The 18,538-nt window shown below is 59.1% G+C and carries 19 protein-coding genes; 13 read left to right on the plus strand and 6 right to left on the minus strand.

Features of this window, described 5'->3' with window-relative positions; all coding sequences use genetic code 11:
• The first annotated feature begins 201 nt into the window (after positions 1-201).
• The 3 genes from uvrD to ACQ4MY_RS17960 all read left to right on the plus strand — a co-directional run bounded on the left by uvrD (position 202) and on the right by ACQ4MY_RS17960 (position 4,114).
• Positions 202-2,385 (plus strand): DNA helicase II, encoded by a 2,184-nt coding sequence (uvrD, locus tag ACQ4MY_RS17950; RefSeq protein ID WP_440096008.1) that lies wholly within the window; start codon positions 202-204, stop codon positions 2,383-2,385.
• A 304-nt stretch (positions 2,386-2,689) separates the two neighbouring features.
• Positions 2,690-3,568 (plus strand): Tim44 domain-containing protein, encoded by an 879-nt coding sequence (locus tag ACQ4MY_RS17955; protein WP_008078851.1) that lies wholly within the window; start codon positions 2,690-2,692, stop codon positions 3,566-3,568.
• Positions 3,569-3,706: 138 nt separating this feature from the next.
• Positions 3,707-4,114, plus strand: a complete 408-nt coding sequence (locus tag ACQ4MY_RS17960) for an SMI1/KNR4 family protein (protein ID WP_008078852.1) — start codon at positions 3,707-3,709, stop codon at positions 4,112-4,114.
• 20 nt (positions 4,115-4,134) lie between these two features.
• Here ACQ4MY_RS17960 and ACQ4MY_RS17965 read toward each other — a convergent pair whose 3' ends face one another.
• Positions 4,135-5,898 (minus strand): cation:proton antiporter, encoded by a 1,764-nt coding sequence (locus tag ACQ4MY_RS17965; RefSeq protein ID WP_440096009.1) that lies wholly within the window; start codon positions 5,896-5,898, stop codon positions 4,135-4,137.
• A 279-nt stretch (positions 5,899-6,177) separates the two neighbouring features.
• On the opposite strand from ACQ4MY_RS17965, the gene ACQ4MY_RS17970 reads away from it, so the two are divergent.
• Positions 6,178-6,660 carry an acyl-CoA thioesterase gene (locus ACQ4MY_RS17970; protein ID WP_003229693.1) on the plus strand — a complete coding sequence of 161 codons (483 nt, stop codon included), beginning with the start codon at positions 6,178-6,180 and terminating at the stop codon, positions 6,658-6,660.
• Positions 6,661-6,761: 101 nt separating this feature from the next.
• Here the strand turns inward: ACQ4MY_RS17970 and pdxY are convergent, their stop codons facing one another.
• A complete protein-coding gene (gene pdxY, locus ACQ4MY_RS17975) occupies positions 6,762-7,634 on the minus strand; it encodes a pyridoxal kinase PdxY (protein ID WP_008078854.1) in 873 nt (290 codons plus the stop codon).
• Between the two features lie 117 nt (positions 7,635-7,751).
• Between pdxY and ACQ4MY_RS17980 the strand changes: the two genes are divergently transcribed.
• On the plus strand, positions 7,752-8,165 hold the full coding sequence (locus tag ACQ4MY_RS17980) for a DUF3301 domain-containing protein (RefSeq protein WP_122593228.1): 414 nt from the start codon (positions 7,752-7,754) through the stop codon (positions 8,163-8,165).
• Positions 8,166-8,243: 78 nt separating this feature from the next.
• Here the strand turns inward: ACQ4MY_RS17980 and ACQ4MY_RS17985 are convergent, their stop codons facing one another.
• Positions 8,244-9,209 (minus strand): CobW family GTP-binding protein, encoded by a 966-nt coding sequence (locus ACQ4MY_RS17985; RefSeq protein ID WP_440096010.1) that lies wholly within the window; start codon positions 9,207-9,209, stop codon positions 8,244-8,246.
• Between the two features lie 29 nt (positions 9,210-9,238).
• On the opposite strand from ACQ4MY_RS17985, the gene ACQ4MY_RS17990 reads away from it, so the two are divergent.
• Positions 9,239-9,595, plus strand: a complete 357-nt coding sequence (locus ACQ4MY_RS17990; protein WP_440096011.1) for an NADH:ubiquinone oxidoreductase — start codon at positions 9,239-9,241, stop codon at positions 9,593-9,595.
• Here the strand turns inward: ACQ4MY_RS17990 and ACQ4MY_RS17995 are convergent.
• Positions 9,592-10,236 carry a DUF1826 domain-containing protein gene (locus tag ACQ4MY_RS17995; protein WP_440096012.1) on the minus strand — a complete coding sequence of 215 codons (645 nt, stop codon included), beginning with the start codon at positions 10,234-10,236 and terminating at the stop codon, positions 9,592-9,594. The genes ACQ4MY_RS17990 and ACQ4MY_RS17995 overlap by 4 nt on opposite strands.
• Complete coding sequence (gene zigA / locus ACQ4MY_RS18000; protein WP_440096013.1) at positions 10,236-11,441, minus strand: zinc metallochaperone GTPase ZigA; 1,206 nt, start codon at positions 11,439-11,441, stop codon at positions 10,236-10,238. The genes ACQ4MY_RS17995 and zigA overlap by 1 nt, the downstream gene beginning before the upstream one ends.
• Positions 11,442-11,663: 222 nt before the next feature.
• On the opposite strand from zigA, the gene ACQ4MY_RS18005 reads away from it, so the two are divergent.
• On the plus strand, positions 11,664-12,041 hold the full coding sequence (locus ACQ4MY_RS18005) for a glutamine synthetase (protein ID WP_440096014.1): 378 nt from the start codon (positions 11,664-11,666) through the stop codon (positions 12,039-12,041).
• On the opposite strand, the gene ACQ4MY_RS18010 is transcribed toward ACQ4MY_RS18005, so the two are convergent.
• Positions 12,038-13,240, minus strand: coding sequence for an N-acetylmuramoyl-L-alanine amidase (locus ACQ4MY_RS18010; protein WP_440096015.1), 1,203 nt, complete (start codon positions 13,238-13,240; stop codon positions 12,038-12,040). The two genes, ACQ4MY_RS18005 and ACQ4MY_RS18010, sit on opposite strands and share 4 nt — an antisense overlap.
• Positions 13,241-13,324: 84 nt before the next feature.
• Here ACQ4MY_RS18010 and folE2 point away from each other — a divergent pair, with 84 nt between their 5' ends.
• The 6 genes from folE2 to ACQ4MY_RS18040 are packed head-to-tail and all read left to right on the plus strand — an operon-like array spanning position 13,325 to position 18,532.
• Positions 13,325-14,221 (plus strand): GTP cyclohydrolase FolE2, encoded by an 897-nt coding sequence (gene folE2, locus ACQ4MY_RS18015; protein ID WP_440096016.1) that lies wholly within the window; start codon positions 13,325-13,327, stop codon positions 14,219-14,221.
• Positions 14,218-14,886: a metal ABC transporter ATP-binding protein gene (locus ACQ4MY_RS18020; protein ID WP_440096017.1), complete on the plus strand. Its 669-nt coding sequence runs from the start codon at positions 14,218-14,220 to the stop codon at positions 14,884-14,886. The genes folE2 and ACQ4MY_RS18020 overlap by 4 nt, the downstream gene beginning before the upstream one ends.
• Positions 14,886-15,752, plus strand: coding sequence for a metal ABC transporter permease (locus ACQ4MY_RS18025; protein ID WP_008078872.1), 867 nt, complete (start codon positions 14,886-14,888; stop codon positions 15,750-15,752). Before ACQ4MY_RS18020 ends, ACQ4MY_RS18025 begins: the two co-directional genes overlap by 1 nt.
• Positions 15,753-15,763: 11 nt before the next feature.
• Entirely contained in the window at positions 15,764-16,639 is an 876-nt protein-coding gene (locus tag ACQ4MY_RS18030; protein ID WP_440096018.1) for a metal ABC transporter substrate-binding protein, read from the plus strand.
• Positions 16,636-17,196: a gamma carbonic anhydrase family protein gene (locus ACQ4MY_RS18035; protein WP_008078874.1), complete on the plus strand. Its 561-nt coding sequence runs from the start codon at positions 16,636-16,638 to the stop codon at positions 17,194-17,196. Before ACQ4MY_RS18030 ends, ACQ4MY_RS18035 begins: the two co-directional genes overlap by 4 nt.
• 4 nt (positions 17,197-17,200) lie before the next feature.
• Positions 17,201-18,532, plus strand: coding sequence for a dihydroorotase (locus tag ACQ4MY_RS18040; RefSeq protein WP_440096019.1), 1,332 nt, complete (start codon positions 17,201-17,203; stop codon positions 18,530-18,532).
• The last annotated feature ends 6 nt before the right edge of the window (positions 18,533-18,538 follow it).

An 18,538-nucleotide genomic window follows, 5' to 3' on the forward strand; every position in this document is an offset into this window, starting at 1 on the left:
ACACAAGCCGACCCCGTTGCCAAACTGCCCCAGATCATAATTTCATCGAAACTTTTCCGCCCTCAGGCCCCGGTAAAACCCGCAGAGTGAGGCGGGCTCAAGCCTGTAGCCGGTGACCGACCGGTCGTCATCGGCAGCACTTTCATCGGCTAATGCAAAGCTCGGTTTGCCCGGGCCTGCGGCGCACCCTAGAATGCCCCGATGCGCGATGATCTCTCCCTTCTGCTGAACTCCCTCAACGATGCCCAACGCCAGGCCGTAGCAGCCCCCGTTGGCCGTCAGTTGGTCCTGGCCGGTGCTGGCTCCGGTAAAACCCGAGTGCTGGTGCACCGTATCGCCTGGTTGATCCAGGTCGAAAACGCCTCGCCCCACTCCATTCTGTCGGTGACCTTCACCAACAAGGCCGCTGCCGAGATGCGTCACCGCATCGAGCAGTTGCTGGGGATCAACCCGGCCGGCATGTGGGTCGGCACCTTCCACGGCCTGGCGCATCGCTTGTTGCGGGCGCACTGGCAGGAAGCGGGCTTGAGCCAGACCTTCCAGATTCTCGACAGCGACGACCAGCAACGGCTGGTCAAGCGGGTGATCCGCGAGCTGGGCCTCGACGAGCAACGCTGGCCGGCCCGTCAGGCGCAGTGGTTCATCAACGGCCAGAAAGACGAAGGTCTGCGGCCGCAACACATTCAGGCCAGCGGCGATCTGTACCTGGCGACCATGCGCGGCATTTACGAGGCCTACGAGGCGGCGTGCCTGCGTGCCGGCGTGATCGATTTCTCCGAACTGCTGCTGCGTGCCCTCGATTTGTGGCGCGATCATCCGGGCCTGTTGGCGCACTACCAAAAGCGCTTCCGCCATATTCTGGTGGACGAGTTCCAGGACACCAACGCCGTGCAGTACGCCTGGTTGCGCCTGCTCGGCAAGGGCGGCGACAGCCTGATGGTAGTCGGCGACGACGATCAGTCGATTTACGGCTGGCGCGGCGCGAAGATCGAGAACATTCATCAGTACTCGTCCGACTTCGCCGACTCGGTGACCATTCGTCTCGAACAGAACTACCGCTCCACCGCCGGCATCCTCAAGGCTGCCAACGCCCTGATCGCCAACAACACCGGGCGCCTCGGCAAAGAGCTGTGGACCGATGGCGGCGATGGCGAGGCGATCAATCTGTACGCCGCGTTTAATGAACACGACGAAGCACGCTACGTTGTCGAAACCATTGAAAGCGCGCTGAAAACCGGCCTTGCTCGTAGCGATATCGCGATTCTCTATCGCTCCAACGCCCAATCGCGCGTTTTGGAAGAAGCCCTGCTGCGCGAGCGTATTCCGTATCGCATCTATGGCGGTCAACGCTTCTTCGAGCGTGCGGAAATCAAGAACGCCATGGCGTACCTGCGGTTGCTCGAAGGTCGCGGCAACGATGCGGCGCTGGAGCGGGTGATCAACGTCCCAGCCCGTGGCATCGGCGAGAAAACCGTCGAAGCCATCCGCGAGCACGCGCGCCACAGCGATGTATCGATGTGGGAAGCGATGCGCCAACTGGTCGCCAATAAAGGCCTGACCGGTCGCGCTGCCGGTGCGTTGGGCGCGTTCATCGAGCTGATCGAGAACCTCGCCGCCAAGTGCATGGAAATGCCGTTGCACTTGATGACGCAAACCGTCATCGAGCAATCCGGCCTGATCGCTTATCACCAAGCGGAAAAAGGCGAAAAAGGCCAGGCCCGGGTAGAAAACCTTGAGGAATTGGTCAGCGCCGCGCGCAACTTCGAGAACAACGAAGAAGACGAAGAGCTGACGCCACTGGCGGCATTCCTCGGCCATGCGTCGCTGGAAGCAGGCGACACCCAGGCCGACGAGCACGAAGACAGCATTCAGTTGATGACCCTGCACAGCGCCAAAGGCCTGGAATTCCCTTACGTGTTCCTCGTGGGCATGGAAGAAGGCCTGTTCCCGCACAAGATGAGCCTGGAAGAACCGGGACGTCTTGAAGAAGAACGGCGTCTGGCTTACGTCGGCATCACCCGGGCGATGCAGAATCTGGTGATGACCTACGCAGAAACCCGACGCCTGTACGGCAGCGAGACCTACAACAAGGTCTCGCGTTTCGTACGCGAAGTGCCGAAGGGTCTGATTCAGGAAGTGCGTTTGTCGAACAGCGTCAGCCGACCGTTCGGCGGCAACCAGTCGATGAGCGGCAGCAACCTGTTCGCCGGCAGTGAAATCCCGGAGACCGGGTTGAGCCTCGGTCAGGCGGTTCGCCATTCGATCTTCGGCGACGGCGTGATCCTCAACTTCGAGGGCGCCGGTGCGCAGGCACGGGTGCAGGTGAACTTCAGCGAAGGCAGCAAGTGGCTGATGCTCGGTTACGCCAAGCTGGAAGCTATCTAAAAGCGAAAAGATCGCAGCCTGCGGCAGCTCCTACAGGGGATTGTGTACCAGTAGGAGCTGCCGCAGGCTGCGATCTTTTGATCTTCTGACCACGTCGGGTGTGGTGATGCTGGCGTTTCGTCGCTAAGTAGATTTCCCACTGAACCTGTCGCGCTTTCCTACAGCCAAAAGGTAGAAGGCCCTCTTGCCTCTTCCGAGCTGAACGCGACCTGTCAGGCAAAAGCCCGAAACACTCTCTCGCTAGCCAGTAACAGTTGAGCTGTGCAACATGGCGCGCGTGTCTCCACAAACGGGAATTCCCTTTATGAAACGTTTTCTTAGCATCGCCATGGCGTTGTGCATTGGCTTGACGATGAGTCTCGACGTCAATGCTGCCAAGCGCTTCGGTGGTGGCAAAAGCGCCGGCGCTGCGCCGACGCACCAGACCAGCCAGATGGCTCCTTCCTCTCCAGGCATGGGCGGCGCTGCAGCGACCGCAGGTGCTGCCGGTGCCGCCGGCGCTGCGGCCAAGGCCAGCGGTGCTTCGCGCTGGCTCGGCCCGCTGGCCGGCATCGCCGCCGGTGGCCTGCTGGCGTCCATGTTCATGGGCGACGGCTTCCAGGGCATGCAGATCTTCGACATTTTGATCATGGCCCTGATCGCGTTCGTGATCTTCCGTTTCATCGCCGCTCGTCGCCGCAAGCAACAGGAGCAATTCGCTCCAGCGGGCGCACCGATGCAGCGTGAAGCCTTCCAGCAGAACCCGCCTGCCATGGGTTCGATCTTCGGTGGTTCGGCTGCACCCGCTGCCGCCCGTCCGGTGATCAACGCGCCAGCCTGGTTCAACGAACAGCGCTTCCTTGAAGCTGCACGCAGCCATTTCCAGGCGCTGCAGCAGCACTGGGACGCCAACGAAATGGACAAGATTGCCGAGTTCGTGACCCCGCAAATGCTCGAGTTTCTCAAGCGTGAGCGTGCGGACCTGGGCGACGCGTTCCAGTCGACCTTTATCGACAATCTCCAGGTACAACTGGACGGCGTCGATGACCGTGCCGACAAGACCATCGCCACCCTGACCTTCAACGGTGTGTCGAAGTCTTCGCGCTTCGATCAGGGCGAAGCATTCAGCGAAAGCTGGAACATGGAACGTCCACAGGGCGACAACCAGCCTTGGCTGGTCGCCGGTATCCGCCAGAACGGCTGATCCCCTCGCGCGCTTCACTTGCTGTCATAAAAACCCCAGCCTCGGCTGGGGTTTTCTATTTCGCGGTTGCATCTATAGCGAGCTACTGTATAAACCGGCCCATATAAACCGCGCCATTCAAGCAAGAGGATCCCGGACGTGGAAGAAATCATCGAACAACTGCGTGAAGCCAACGAACCCGTGCCGGTTCCTTTGGAATTGCCTGACGAAGACCAACTGGTGGAAGTCGAAGAAGAACTCTTCATCAACATCCCGTTCGTCTTCAAAGAATTTTTGCTGACCGTCAGCGATGTGGTCTACGGCAGCCTGGAGCCGGTGACCGTCACCGACCCGCAATCGCACACCTATTTGCCGGATGTCGCGGCCAATGCGTGGGACATCGGCGTACCGCGTGACCTGATCCCGATCTGCCAGGACGGCGAGAACTACTACTGCGTCGAAGAAGACGGCACCGTGGTGCTGTGGTCCGGCGAAGAAGAGCTGATCACCGAAGAATCCTGGGAATCGGTGTGGCACTGGGCGCGGGACGTCTGGCTGGAAAGCTGATCGCCAGCCGCCCCGGCGGGTCAATGCCCCGACGACTCCTTGTGGTTGTCGAGGGTTTCCAGCAGCGCCACCTGCATCCGCGTGTGCACACGGATGAACCAGCGCCAGAGCAGCGCCGCTACGGCGGCCGCGACCACGGCGATCAGCACCAGCAACTTGTTGGTCGGCAGGATACTGGCCGACAAGGCTGCCAACAGCAGGAAAATCACCAGCAGCGAGAGAATCGGGATCAGTTCTGAGATCACCCGGCGCACTCGCTGCGTGTGACGCCCGGCCATCTCCGGTTTCACGCCCATCTCCGCCAGCAGCATCGACAGCGCCTTGAGCTTGCGATACGCGGCGATCAGGAACGGCAACGACACCAGCAACGCCCCGCCCCAGATCAATGCTTTCTGCCAGCTCGGATCACTGATCCAGTCCTGCAGCCACAGCGAAATGCGCTCGGCGAAATACGCCCCGGCGAAGAAGATCGCGATCACCAGCGCCAGGTTGACCCCGACTTGCAGCAAAATCTTGCGAATAATCGACGCCAGCATCGCGCCCTCGCCTTGCGGCTGAATGCTGCGCAGCCATTCACCGTACATGCCGAGCACGCGCCCGAGAGGCTTGGGCACCGCTGCGGACAATTTGAGCGACAGCGGATCAGCCGCACGAATCAGGTACGGCGTCAGCAGCGTGGTGATCACCGAAACGGCCACCGCGACCGGATAGAGGAAGTTGCTGGTGACCTGCAAGGTCATGCCCAGCGCGGCGATGATGAAGGAAAATTCGCCAATCTGTGACAGCCCCATCCCCACGCGCAGTGAGGTGCGTCCGTCGTTGCCGGCGATAAACGCCCCGAGGCCGCAGGACAACATCTTGCCGAGCACCACGGCGACGGTGATCACCGCAATCGGCCACGCGTATTCGAGAAGGATCAACGGGTCGAGCATCAACCCGATGGCGACAAAGAAGATCGCGCTGAACAAATCGCGAACCGGCTCGATCAGCCGTTCGATTTTCAGCAGTTGCCGCGACTCGGCCATGATCGCGCCGATCAGGAAGGCGCCGAGCACCATGCTGTATTCGAGCTTGACCACCAGCAGACAGAAACCGAAACACAGACCCAGCACAGTGATAAGCAGCATTTCGTTGCTTTCGAATTTGGCCACGTAAGCCAGCAGGCGCGGCACCAACAGAATGCCGATGACCAGCGCGACGATCATGAACAACGACAACTTGCCGACCGTGGAGAACACTTCACCGGAACTGACCGTGCCGCTGACCGCGATGCTCGACAGCAGCGCGATGATGCCGATGCCGAGTATGTCTTCAACGATCAGCACGCCGAAAATCAACTGCGCAAAGCGCTCGTTCTTCATCTTCAGATCATTGAGTGCCTTGACGATGATGGTGGTCGAGGAGATCGCCAGAATCGCGCCGAGGAACAGCGAGTCCATGGTATTCCAGTCGAACCAGCGGCCAATTTCGTAGCCGATCCAGATCATCAGGACGATTTCGAGGAACGCCGCGATAAACGCGGTGGCGCCGACCTTGAACAACTTGCGCAGGCTGAACTCCAGCCCGAGGCAGAACATCAGGAAAATCACCCCGAGTTCGGCGAGTGTCTTGATGGTTTCTTCGTCGTGAATCAGGCCGAACGGTGGCGTGTGCGGGCCGATGATGAACCCGGCAACGATGTAGCCGAGTACCACCGGTTGCTTGAAGCGGTGGAACAACACGGTCACCACACCTGCGACCAACATGATCACTGCCAGGTCCTGAATAAAACTGATGGCATGCATGGCGTGGGCTCCTTGAATGACGAGGCTCGCAGTCAGACGTCAGAAAGGTCTGAGCGAGCGAAGTAAAAATCCGATTTTCGTGTGGGAATTGCCCTTGGGAGAAGCTTTTGCAGGTTAACACCGCGACTTGCGGCTGGAAGGCGGTGCAATATATGGAAACAGATCGATCCCGGCGTGACGGCGGCCAGTCGCCCGGCGTCCCGATAACGGTGCTTTTGAAAAGTGACCAGGCACCCGCAGAGGTGCTTCCAGAAACCAGCCTTGATCCGTGAGAACGTTATGGAACCCGGAAACGCCCAGCTGTCGATGACGGTACTGATGACCCCCGACATGGCCAACTTCTCTGGCAATGTCCACGGTGGCACCTTGCTCAAATACCTCGACGAAGTGGCCTACGCCTGCGCCAGCCGTTATGCCGGCCGCTACGTGGTGACCCTGTCGGTGGATCAGGTGATTTTCCGCGAGCCGATCCATGTCGGCGAACTGGTGACCTTCCTCGCGTCGGTCAACTACACCGGCAACACGTCGATGGAAGTCGGCATCAAAGTCGTGACCGAGAACATCCGCGAACGCTCGGTACGCCACACCAATAGCTGCTTCTTCACCATGGTCGCGGTGGATGACCAGCGCAAACCGGCCGCCGTGCCGCCGCTGCAACCGCAGAACAGTGAAGACAAGCGTCGTTATATGCAGGCGCAGCAGCGTCGGCAGATTCGCCAGGAACTGGAAAAGCGCTATCAGGAGATCAAGGGCGACGCCTGAGATCAAAAGCAAAAGATCGCAGCCTGCGGCAGCTCCTACAGGGGAATGCAAAACCCTGTAGGAGCTGCCGAAGGCTGCGATCTTTTTGAACGATTACACGATTACAGACTGATCGCGGTCGCCTCAAACTTCACCCGCGGATGCGCAATCCGATCCTGCGCCCGGATCAATTGCAGCTCATAACTGGCACACGCCTGAGTTTCCAGCAGCACCTCATGCACTGCAGCCGCGGTGAATTCGAACGCCGCCACCAGGCTGTCACCCAGCAGCACCCGCGCCAGAAACAGGCCAGACGTCAGATCGCCCACGCCCACCGGCTGACGCGGAAACGCCAGCAGCGGGCGACGCAAGTGCCAGCTGCCTTCAGCCGTCACCAACAACATCTCGAAGCCATCGGCCGGTTTGCCCGGATAATCCAGATGCTTGACCAGCACCGCTTTCGGCCCACGCGCGAGCAACGCGCGCGCCATCGCCAGACAATCGAACAGCGACTGCGGTTTGCGCCCGGAGAAGCTGTCCAGCTCCAACTGGTTCGGGCACATGATGTCGGCCACGGCCGCCGCCTCTTCCAGCAGGAAGTCGCTGACCTCGGTCGGCACGCTGCAACCCTTCTCCGGATGGCCCATCACTGGATCACATAGATAGAGGGCTTTCGGATTGACCGCTTTGATGCGCTCGACGCCACTGAGAATCGCCCGGCCCTGCGCCGCGCTGCCGAGGTAACCGGACAGCACTGCATCGCAGTTGCCCAGTTCGCCAATCGCCGCGATGCCTTCGACCAATTCAGGAATCTGCTGCGGCGCCAGCACTTCGCCGGCCCACTGGCCGTACTGGGTGTGGTTGGAAAACTGCACCGTGTTGAGCGGCCAGACATTCACCCCGACCCGCTGCATCGGAAAAACCGCAGCGCTGTTGCCGGCGTGGCCGAACACGACGTGGGACTGAATGGCGAGCAGATGAGGCGTACGTTTCATTCGGGTCATTCCGTAAAACGATTGAAATTCAAGCCGCGCAGTATGCGACGAAACACAGCCTGTACGACAGACCGGCGACGCAGTTAAGCTGACGCTATCTTTTGGAGTTTGATGTTGATGCTGACCCTCGAAAACATCTTTGTGCTGATGCTATTCGCCGCTGCCGGCGCCTGGCTATGGCACAACCACGGCTTGCGCGAGCGGGCGCTGGAGCGGGTCAAGCAGCATTGCCTGAACGTGCGCGTCGAATTGCTCGACGGCAACGTTGCCCTGAAGAAGATCGGTTTCATCAAGGACGCCAACGGTCGCCGACGGCTGGCGCGGGTGTACAACTTCGAGTTCACCGTGACCGGTGAAACCCGGCATAACGGCACGATTACCCAGTTTGGTGCGCACAGTGCGCAGATCGAACTGGCGCCCTACCCGGCACCGTTCGACGATACGCCACCGGTGGTTGAGGTGCAGAGGCCGCGTGCGGAAGTTATCGAGTTGAGTCAGTGGCGGCAGGAACATACCAAGTGGAAGCCTTGAAGATCAAAAGATCGCAGCCTGCGGCAGCTCCTACAGGGAATCACATGTAGGAGCTGCCGCAGGCTGCGATCTTTTGATCTAACTTTCCCGACACCCCGACAAACCCTGCTGCAACTCATCGAAGTTTTGCGGATCGACGAAGATCAGCTCAATCCGCGAATCCTTTCGCCACTCGCTGGCCTGCCAACTCAACTCGGCATTATCCAAGGCATTCGCAGACACCCAGCCCTCCGCGCTGTGGATAACCAGCTTCGCCCGCTGCCAATTGAGGCGGGTCAGCCAGTCAGCAATGCGTTGCTTGTCGAATATCTGCCGCGGATGCCAACGCCAACCAATGCTCCAGCCCCCCTCCTGCGCCTGACTCAGGCAAATCGGCTGCGTCGGATCAGTCCAGACGGCCGGCATTGGCCCTGATCCCTTGGGGATGACCAGGTTATCCACACCGTTGAGCGCTTTTACAGCCAGGCCCGGCAGTTCGCTCAGGGCGAGTTGCGCCTGTTGCGTCCAGATCAGCGGAACGGACGGTAACTGGCTGGCGATTTTTGCCCGGGCCGCGTCGTCAAGATTTTCAGCCTTGTTCAACAGCAACAGGCCAGCGGTTTCCAACGCTTCCTGTTGCGCTGCCGGCAATGCTTTCCCCTCCTGAAGCGCCTGAGCATCCAGTACCAACACACAAGGCTGAACCGCCAGCACACCCAGCCATGGCGCCTCATTCAGTTGTTTGAGTAACTGCGCCGGATGCCCCAGCCCGGACGGTTCGATGAACAGCCGATCGGGCCGCGCTTTGCGCAACAAACGCCCGAGGCCGATCTGAAACGGCGCGCCATTGACGCAGCACAGGCAGCCCCCGGCCACTTCGCCCAGTGCGATACCATCGGCGTCGCTGGTCAGCAGTGCGGCGTCGAGGCCGATCTGGCCGAACTCGTTGATCAACACCGCCCAGCGCTCGCCTGCTGGACGCTGCGTCATGAGCTGACGAATCAGGCTGGTTTTGCCGGCGCCCAAAGGGCCAGCAATGACATGGGTAGGAATGTTCTGCAACATGGCCGGGAGCTTTCTTGGGAGATGCAAAGATGCGTTGGATGGGATGGTCGTTGCTGTTGGCGCTGCTGTCGAGCGAAGCATGGGCGCAAGCCTGCGTGGTGCACAGCCAAAGCGAGCGGCTGGACGTCAAAGTCTGCCAGCAGAATCGAAACATTCCGCAGAAACTGTTTAACGACGGCTTCTGCCAGCCATCGCTGGCCGGGCAGAAAGTCGAGGTGCAGTACGTCGATCAGTGCCCGAGCGGTGCGTTTGGCGTGTGCAGCAACGCGCAAGTCGCCAATATGCCTTATCGCCAGGACATCCACTATTACGGCGTGGCCACGGATGCGGCGTATTTGCAGCCGTATTGCGAAGGCCAGAGCCAAGGATCGTGGCTCAAGCCTTAACCGAGCCAGTCTAGCGTCAGTATTAATCGGCGCTCGCCAGCAGCCGGTTGCGGTGAGCGATGAATCAGACCGAAACCTTCATTGCCGTGCCATTTCTCGCCTTTCAATAGCGCGACGTCGCCGCTGTTGAGTTGCTGGATTTGCGCTTGGGGTTCGGCGTTGGCCTGCCCTAGTTGCTGGCGATCCATCGTGCCTTCCTTCAGCCATTGGCTGCCGACGCCTGCGTACGTGGTGATCAGCCGCACCGGCACGTGATCAACGTGGAATCGCGGGCACATGGCTTTATCGAGCACCCGCAGGCGCAGGCCGATGCGCTTGGCGCCCAGCAAACAGGCGAAGGCGCTGACCAGCCATTTCAGGTCAGCGATAAAGCCTTCATAGCCTTCCAGATCACGGAAGCCTGAGGCCAACCCGGTCAGGTCAGGCTCGGCATCCTCTTTCGCCAGCTCTAGGCATAACGATTCCGCCAAGGGATCGTTGAGGGACAGCAGTAATTGAGCAAAGTCGCTGATGTGCAACGGCAGTTGCCGCTGCCACACGGCGAGGTTGCTGTCGTCCTGGAGGATTTTCGTCAGCGTTTCAGGTGTCGGCCCTTGGTGCTGATGGCGCGTACGGTTTTGCATGAGTTTGAGGGCGAGCATCAGGCGGCCTCTTCATGCCAAGGGCCGAACGGATCCGCCAACAATCGCCAGCCTTCTACGCCGAGGGCCATTTCTTCATCGGTGAGCAGGCAGTCATCCAGTTCGTCAGAGAGCTGTAGGAAATCGATGTTCTGACCGATGAAAACCAGTTCCTGACGGCAATCTCCTACGCTCGGTATCCAGTTTTCCATGATCGCGGCGGTGCTTTGCTGATCCTGTGGCCATTGGTTTTTCGGTACGAATCGCCACCAGCGCCCGGCGAAACCGTGACGCATCAAACCGCCGGCTTGCGACCAACTACCGGCGTCTGTGGGTTTGCTCGCCAGCCAGAAGAATCCTTTGGAGCGCAGCAATTTTCCGTTCAACCACGGACGATCGATGAAGTTGAAGAAACGTTGCGGATGAAACGGGCGGCGCGCACGGTAGGCCGTCGAGGCAATGCCGTATTCGTCGGTTTCCGGTACGTGCTCGCCGCGCAACTCCTGCAGCCAGCCCGGCGCCTGCGCGGCTTTCTCGAAGTCGAAACGACCGGTATTGAGGATCTTCTCCAGCGGCACCTCGCCCATCACCATCGGAATGATTTCGGCTTGAGCATTGAGGCGTTTGAGGATGGCGATCAACTCTTCACGCTCGGGCTGGCTGATCAGGTCGATCTTGCTGATCAACAGCACGTCGGCGAACTCGATCTGTTCGATCAACAGGTCGGTGATGGAGCGCTCGTCCTCCTCGCCAAGCATCTCGCCACGGGAGGCGAGGCTTTCAGCCGCCTGGTAGTCCGGCAGGAAATTCACGCCGTCGACTACAGTGACCATGGTGTCGAGACGGGCGATGTCGGAGAGGCTTTGCCCGTGTTCATCGCGGAAGGTGAACGTTTCAGCTACCGGTAGCGGCTCAGAGATTCCGGTGGATTCGATCAGCAAATAATCGAAGCGATCTTCCCGGGCGAGTTTGCTGACTTCTTCGAGCAAGTCTTCGCGTAACGTACAGCAGATACAGCCGTTACTCATCTCGACTATTTTTTCTTCTGCACGGTTTAAGCTGACATCACGCTGGACTTCGCTGCCATCGATATTGATCTCGCTCATATCATTGACGATTACAGCGACGCGCAACCCTTTGCGATTACGTAGTACGTAATTCAAAAGTGTACTTTTTCCAGCACCCAAAAATCCTGAAAGTACGGTGACGGGCAATTCGGCTGACATTGGATAATCCTCGTAGGAAGGCAGCCGATTGACGCTTTTACTAGCGCTTGGCGTTTTGAGGCTTCATACGAGGGTTTCGTTGAAGCTAAACGCTTGAAATCGGTCTGCTCAGGCTCAGTTATTATTTATGTTATAGTATAACAACATGAATAAACCAGCCCTGCTCTTGTCCTGAACGATCAACAGCAGGAAGCTGAGCCCATCCCACACCCGGAATTGGTAATGAAAACTGCGCTGAAATGCTCGTTGTTGAGTCTTGGGTTGTTGATGGCTGGCCAAGTGTCAGCGCAGTTACCGGCGCTGGCGAGTTGCACACGCAGCGCTAATCTTCTGGCGTGCGTCGATGCCGAGGGCAACGCGTATAGCGTCAACACTGTCGGCAGTACGCTTTACCTGCGTGGATTTGAAAAGATTGGGCAGCGTTATTGGGCGCAGACCAATAGTCGCTTTGGCCAACTGACATTCTTCACCGGCGTCGCCTCTGACGGTGAAGCCTGGGTTGGCTACACCCGCCGAGTCGGCTGGACGACCATCAATCGCTTCTCCAGCTCGGGCGGCAGCAGTGCGAAGTTCACCTGTAGCCGAATCGTCGGCTGCTAGACCTGCGCTTTTTGCTGCTCCTGCTGCCAGGCTATGTAGCTGTCGATCGGTGGGTTTTTCTCAAAGTAACGCTGCAATCCCTCAAACAAACCATTCGCCACGGCCTGTTGATGCCGCGCCGTGACCAATCGCTGACTGTCGCGAACATTGGAAATGAAGCCGGTTTCTACCAGGATTGAAGGCACATCTGGTGACTTCAAAACGGCAAATCCGGCCTGTTCCACGCGCTTCTGATGCAGGGTGGTGATCCCGGCCAGACTGCCCAGCACGGTGTTTCCAAGCTGCAGACTGGCGGCGATAGTCGCGTTCATCGACATGTCGAGAATCACCCCAGCGAGCATCGGATCCTTATCTTTAAGATTGAGCAGACTGGTAGCACCGAGCAGATCCGCACCGTTCTCACGCTGCGCCATAAAGCGCGCCGTCGCCGATGTCGCGCCACCTTCAGACAGGCAATATACCGAGGCGCCAGATGCCGTTAACCGTGGCGCCGCATCGGCATGCACCGAGATAAACATGTCGGCCTTGTGCTGACGGGCGATCTCCACGCGCTTACGCAAAGGCACGAAAAAGTCGTCATTGCGCACCAGTTTCACGTCGAAGCCTTTCTCTTTTTTCAGACGTTTGGCGAGTAGCTGAGCAATGGAAAGCACCACGTCTTTTTCCCGCTCACCCTTGGCCCCGACCGCGCCGGGATCCTTTCCGCCATGCCCTGGATCGACGACTACGATGATGTCGCGCTTGGGGTGAGCACCGAGCTTGGGTGTTTCACGTGGAACCATTGCTGCTACTGGCGTGGTTTTCGCACTGAATAAATCCACAACCAGGCGATGACTTTGGCCGTCTTGAGGCGCCAAAAGGAAGCTGTTCAGCAGCACTGGATTAATCAAATCAAGAACAATCCGCGTATCGCCCTGACCAAAAGGTCCGGATCGAATCGAGCGGATCACCGTGCCATTTAGTGCCAACTGACTGAAATCACCCCTCACATTTGCACCACACACATCAATGATCAGCCGCGCAGGAGCAGTGAGGGTGAAAGTTTTGTAACGCACCGGCCCACTTAAATCGAAAACCAATCGCAGTTTTTCATCAGAACGCCACAGCCGCGCGTTGCGAATTTGCGCGGCCGAAACACTGAACGGAAGGGCGAAGGCAGCGCTCGCCAGAATCAAATTGAGCAGATGGCGTCTGTGCATATGAAAACCTGTTCATGAAAAAGGCATCGTGGATTGCATTGTTATAATGTAACATCCAATTCATTCAACACGATGGTTCCGAACATGAATTCGCTGACACTTCCGGATATCGCCGCGCAGTCCGCTCGCCAAGCCTTGCCCCTCGAATGGGTGGGCATGCACGGCATCGCATTACCTGTTGTATTGGAAGGCCAACGCTTGAGTGCGAAAGCTGATGCGGGAGTTAATCTGGATGACGGCGAGGCTCGCGGGATTCACATGTCACGCCTCTATCTGGCGCTGGAAGCGCTGGAACAGCAGAGCCTTTCCCCTGCTCTGCTGCACCAGGTGCTCAAACGTTTTCTGGATAGCCACGAAGGTTTATCCAACTGCGCCTACCTGAATATCCACACCGATTTACTGCTGAAACGCCCTGCGTTGATTAGCCCATTGGCCGGATGGAAATCCTATCCAGCGACCATTTCAGCCAGCCTGAAAAACAAGATGTTCCACGTGGAACTCAAAATTGAAGTGCCCTACTCTTCGACTTGCCCGTGTTCAGCAGCCTTGGCTCGACAGTTAATCCAGAAACAATTCGTCGACGACTTCGCCAATAAAGCCCTTCAGCATGCAGACGTTCTAGCTTGGCTCGGCTCGACCCAAGGCATCATCGCCACGCCTCACAGCCAACGCAGCACCGCACAACTGCATCTACACCTCGATGAATTCATCGACGAGTTACCGCTGAGCGCGATCATCAACGACGCCGAAGCGGCTCTCGGCACCGCCGTACAAACCGCCGTAAAACGCGCCGACGAACAAGCCTTCGCCCTCGCCAACGGGCAGAACCTGATGTTCTGCGAAGACGCCGCCCGCCGATTGAATCTCGCCCTTCGCCGGACACCGGGCGTTAACCAGTTCCACCTCCGAGTGATCCACGCAGAGAGCCTTCACGCCCACGACGCCGTCGCCGAAAGCCACTGGCAGCGTGAGCAAGCATGATCCGCTGCCAATCCCTGATCTGGGGCGCACCCGGTCAACCGCTGACCACGCCCCTGAATCTTGAGCTGGAAAGCGGCACTCTCACAGCCATCATCGGTGCCAACGGCTGTGGCAAAAGCAGCCTATTGAAAGTCATCGCCGGGCTGCAAAAACCCTTGGCAGGCAAAGTCAGCCTGAGTGTTCCACCTCAAAGCGGCTTGTCGTTCCTGCCCCAACAACAGCACCTCGACCGCCAATTCCCCATCAGCCTCGAAGAACTGATCGCCGCCGGATTCTGGGGACGTCGACTCTCAACCCAATTGCGCGCACAACGCCTGAAAGACGCACTGGTAAACTGGCACCTCAGCGGACTGGAAAACTGCCCGCTCATGGCCCTCTCCGGCGGCGAATTACAACGCGCCCTGCTCGCCAGATTGAGCCTGACCGATGCCCCGGTTCTGCTCCTCGACGAACCCCATGCCGCCCTCGACGAACTTGGCCAACAATTGCTCTGGCAACACATCCACGCCTGGCATAACCAAGGTCGAACCATCGTCGTGGTCTGCCATGACCTCGCCGCCGTGCGCCAACACATTCCGCACACCTTGCTGATCAAAAACCGCGAATGCGTATTCGGCGCCAGCGTCGAACTGATCCAGCAAACCCCTAACACGCAGGTGGCCTGATGCACGCCGTCGCCCACTTATGGCAACCATTCAACGAGTTCGTGTTCATGCGCCGCGCCCTGATCGGCGGCCTGGTATTGGCGTGCAGTACGGCGCCACTCGGTGTGTTTTTGATCCTGCGACGCATGAGTCTGATCGGTGACGCCGTCGCCCACGGCATCCTCCCCGGCGCCGCACTGGGATTCTGGTTCGCCGGCCTGAGCCTGCCCGCGCTCACACTCGGAGGTCTGGGCGCCGGTCTGAGCATGGCCGGACTCGCCGCATGGATCACGCGCCGCACCGGTCTGCGCGAAGACGCCAGCCTCGCCGCGATCTATCCGATCTCTCTCGCCAGCGGCGTGCTGATTCTCGGCATCGCCGGCAAACGCCTCGACCTGCTTCACCTGCTGTTCGGCTCGGCATTGGCCGTCGACGGCCCGACCCTCACCGGCATGTTGTGGGTCTCGGGATTCAGCCTGATCGCCATGGCGCTGATCTACAAACCGCTACTGCTCGACACACTCGACCCACTGTTCCTGAGAACCGTCAGCCGCCTCGGCCCACTCGCCCACGGCGTGTTCCTGACGCTGGTGGTGCTCAATCTGGTGATCGGTTTCCAGGCCATTGGCGCGCTGATGGTGGTCGGACTGATGATGCTCCCCGCCGCTGCTTCGCGATTCTGGAGCCGCCGCTTACCGATCCTGATAGCCGTCTCCGCCGTCATCGGAAGCCTCTCGGTGTGGTTCGGTTTGCTCCTGTCGTTTTACTACTCGCTGCCGAGCGGCCCGGCCATCGTGCTGGTCGCCGGCGTCGGTTATCTGCTGTCGGTGGTGTTCGGGCCGGTTCACGGTTTGTTGCGCCGCCCGCCTTTGCTCACATCCCAATGAGGTGTTTCCCGATGCGCGTTCTACTCGTGTTGTTCAGCCTGATGCTGTCGATGTCATTGTCGGCGGCGGAAAAATTACCGGTGGTCACCAGCTTCAGCATCATCGCCGACATGGTCCATCAGGTCGGCGGTGAGCATATCCAGATCACCAACATGGTCGGCCCGGACGCCGACGCGCACACCTACGAGCCGACACCGGACGATGCCAAAGCGTTGCTCGGCGCCAAACTGATCATCAAGAACGGGCTCGGTTTCGAGCCGTGGCTGGATCGACTGGTCACCAGCACCGAAACCAAAGCCACGCTCATCAGTGCCAGTCATGGCGTAATTCCGCGCTCGCTGGATGAGGACGGCGAAACCGTTCCCGACCCGCACGCCTGGCACAATCTGGCGAACGCCGAGTTGTACATCGCCAACATCACCAAGGCGCTGACCGCTGCCGACCCGGCGAACAAAGCCGACTACGAACGTAACAGCAAAGCCTATCTGAAGCAGATCTACGCCCTGCTCGCCGAAGCCAAAAGCAAACTCGGTTCACTGCCACCAGGCAATCGCAAGATCGTCACCAGCCACGATGCTTTCGGTTATCTCGGTCAGGCCTACGGCATCGACTTTATGGCGCCGCAAGGTTTGTCCACCGAACGAGAACCCTCGGCCGCCGAAGTCGCTGCGCTGATCACCCAGATTCGTCAGGCCAAGGTCAAAGCGGTGTTCATGGAAAACATCAAGGACGCTCGCTTGCTCAAGCAGATCGCTGATGAAAGCGGCGCGCACATTGGCGGCACGTTGTACTCCGACGCCCTCGCCGCCAGCGGCCCGGCCAGCACCTTCACCGGCCTGTTCGAATACAACCTCAACACCCTTTACGACGCGCTGAGCAAACCATGATCCGCAAGAATCCTTCAGGTGATTTGCCACAAATTGCCGAGTCGGCTTACGTCGATAAAACCGCAATCATCTGCGGCAAAGTGGTGATCGGTGAGAACGTCTTCGTCGGCCCCTACGCGGTAATCCGCGCCGACGAAGTGGACGCCTCAGGCGAGATGGAGCCGATCACCATCGGCGCCAATTCGAACATTCAGGACGGCGTGGTGATCCACTCGAAATCCGGTGCGGCGGTGACCATCGGCGAGTTCAGTTCCATCGCGCACCGCTCGATCGTGCACGGCCCGTGCGTGGTCGGCGACCGCGTGTTCATCGGTTTCAACAGCGTGTTGTTCAACTGCATGGTCGGCAACGGTTGCGTGGTGCGGCACAACTCGGTGGTCGATGGTCGTGATTTGCCCGATGCGTTTTACGTGCCCTCCACTACTCGCATCGGTCCGAATACCGACCTTTCGTTGTTCCCGCCGGTGAGCGTCAGCGCCTCGGAGTTTTCCGAAGACGTGGCGCGCACCAACGTCGATCTGGTGCGCGGCTACAAAGCCTTGCAGAACGAGTTCTGAAACCATGAGCAGCGTGCTGATTCGCAACGCCAGAATGGTTAACGAGGGACGCGAGTTCGATGGTGATCTGTTGGTCAGCAACGGGCGCATCGTCAAGATCGCCCGCAGCATCCAAGGTGAAAACGCCATGATAGAAATCGACGCCAACGGCCAATGGTTACTGCCGGGGATGATCGATGACCAGGTGCATTTCCGTGAACCGGGCGCGCCGGCCAAGGGCAGCATTCACACCGAGTCGCGCGCGGCGGTCGCCGGTGGCATCACCAGCTTCATGGACATGCCCAACACCAACCCGGCCACTCTCACCCTCGAAGCACTGGCGGATAAAAAGCGTCGGGCGGCGATCAACTCGGTGGCCAATTACGGATTTCACTTTGGCGTGAGTCGGGACAATCTCGATACGGTGGCCGCGCTCAATCCTTGCGAAGTGGCCGGCGTAAAAGTCTTTATGGGCGCGTCGACCGGCAACATGCTGGTGGATGATCCGCAAATCCTTGAGCGACTGTTCGCCGAGGTGCCGACCATTCTGTTGGCGCACTGTGAACACACGCCGAGCATCGACGCCAACGCAGCCAACCTGCGTGAGGTGTACGGCGAACGAATCCCGCCCGATGCTCACCCGCTCATCCGCAACGCCGAGTCGTGTTATCGATCCTCTTCACTGGCGGTTGAGTTGGCCAAACGTCACGGTACAAGGCTGCACGTTCTGCACCTGACCACGGCGCGCGAACTGGCGTTGTTCGAGGACAAACCACTGGCGCAGAAACGCATCACCGCTGAAGTCTGTCTGCATCATTTGTTGTTCGATGATCGCGACTACCCAAGCCTCGGTAACCTGATCAAATGCAACCCGGCGATCAAGACTCAGAACGATCGCGATGCCTTGCTTGAGGCTTTGAACAGCAATCGACTGGACGTTATTGGCAGCGATCATGCGCCGCACACCTGGGAAGAAAAGCAGCGGCCTTACGCGCAGGCGCCGGCCGGATTGCCGCTGGTGCAACACGCATTGCCCGCGTTAATGGAACTGGTGGCGGATGGAGTTTTGCCGATCACGACCTTGGTGGCGAAGACCAGCCATCGCGTCGCGGACCTGTTTGCGATTCCGGATCGTGGGTATTTGCGGGAGGGATATTGGGCGGATCTGGTCTTGGTTGAAGCGCAGACGCTGGAGGTGGATCGGCAACCGATTCTGTCGCAGTGCGGCTGGACGCCGTTCGCCGGGCGCAGCTTTCGGCATCGGGTGAGCACGACAATTGTCTCGGGGCAGATTGCCTGGCGGGAGGGTCGGGTGAATGAGGGATGTCGCGGGCTGGCGCTAAGATTTATGCGCTGATTCAAA

Origin of the sequence: Pseudomonas sp. SM4 (assembly GCF_051913165.1) — a bacterium.
GTDB lineage: Bacteria > Pseudomonadota > Gammaproteobacteria > Pseudomonadales > Pseudomonadaceae > Aquipseudomonas.

What these genes read in the sequence shown, in the direction of transcription:
- uvrD (WP_440096008.1), top strand. Translation starts at nt 202, where the DNA reads ATGCGCGATGATCTCTCCCTTCTGCTGAACTCCCTCAACGATGCCCAA.
- ACQ4MY_RS17955 (WP_008078851.1), top strand. Translation starts at nt 2,690, where the DNA reads ATGAAACGTTTTCTTAGCATCGCCATGGCGTTGTGCATTGGCTTGACG.
- ACQ4MY_RS17965 (WP_440096009.1), bottom strand. Translation starts at nt 5,898, where the DNA reads ATGCATGCCATCAGTTTTATTCAGGACCTGGCAGTGATCATGTTGGTC.
- ACQ4MY_RS17970 (WP_003229693.1), top strand. Translation starts at nt 6,178, where the DNA reads ATGGAACCCGGAAACGCCCAGCTGTCGATGACGGTACTGATGACCCCC.
- pdxY (WP_008078854.1), bottom strand. Translation starts at nt 7,634, where the DNA reads ATGAAACGTACGCCTCATCTGCTCGCCATTCAGTCCCACGTCGTGTTC.
- ACQ4MY_RS17980 (WP_122593228.1), top strand. Translation starts at nt 7,752, where the DNA reads ATGCTGACCCTCGAAAACATCTTTGTGCTGATGCTATTCGCCGCTGCC.
- ACQ4MY_RS17985 (WP_440096010.1), bottom strand. Translation starts at nt 9,209, where the DNA reads ATGTTGCAGAACATTCCTACCCATGTCATTGCTGGCCCTTTGGGCGCC.
- ACQ4MY_RS17990 (WP_440096011.1), top strand. Translation starts at nt 9,239, where the DNA reads ATGCGTTGGATGGGATGGTCGTTGCTGTTGGCGCTGCTGTCGAGCGAA.
- ACQ4MY_RS17995 (WP_440096012.1), bottom strand. Translation starts at nt 10,236, where the DNA reads ATGCTCGCCCTCAAACTCATGCAAAACCGTACGCGCCATCAGCACCAA.
- zigA (WP_440096013.1), bottom strand. Translation starts at nt 11,441, where the DNA reads ATGTCAGCCGAATTGCCCGTCACCGTACTTTCAGGATTTTTGGGTGCT.
- ACQ4MY_RS18005 (WP_440096014.1), top strand. Translation starts at nt 11,664, where the DNA reads ATGAAAACTGCGCTGAAATGCTCGTTGTTGAGTCTTGGGTTGTTGATG.
- ACQ4MY_RS18010 (WP_440096015.1), bottom strand. Translation starts at nt 13,240, where the DNA reads ATGCACAGACGCCATCTGCTCAATTTGATTCTGGCGAGCGCTGCCTTC.
- folE2 (WP_440096016.1), top strand. Translation starts at nt 13,325, where the DNA reads ATGAATTCGCTGACACTTCCGGATATCGCCGCGCAGTCCGCTCGCCAA.
- ACQ4MY_RS18020 (WP_440096017.1), top strand. Translation starts at nt 14,218, where the DNA reads ATGATCCGCTGCCAATCCCTGATCTGGGGCGCACCCGGTCAACCGCTG.
- ACQ4MY_RS18025 (WP_008078872.1), top strand. Translation starts at nt 14,886, where the DNA reads ATGCACGCCGTCGCCCACTTATGGCAACCATTCAACGAGTTCGTGTTC.
- ACQ4MY_RS18030 (WP_440096018.1), top strand. Translation starts at nt 15,764, where the DNA reads ATGCGCGTTCTACTCGTGTTGTTCAGCCTGATGCTGTCGATGTCATTG.
- ACQ4MY_RS18035 (WP_008078874.1), top strand. Translation starts at nt 16,636, where the DNA reads ATGATCCGCAAGAATCCTTCAGGTGATTTGCCACAAATTGCCGAGTCG.
- ACQ4MY_RS18040 (WP_440096019.1), top strand. Translation starts at nt 17,201, where the DNA reads ATGAGCAGCGTGCTGATTCGCAACGCCAGAATGGTTAACGAGGGACGC.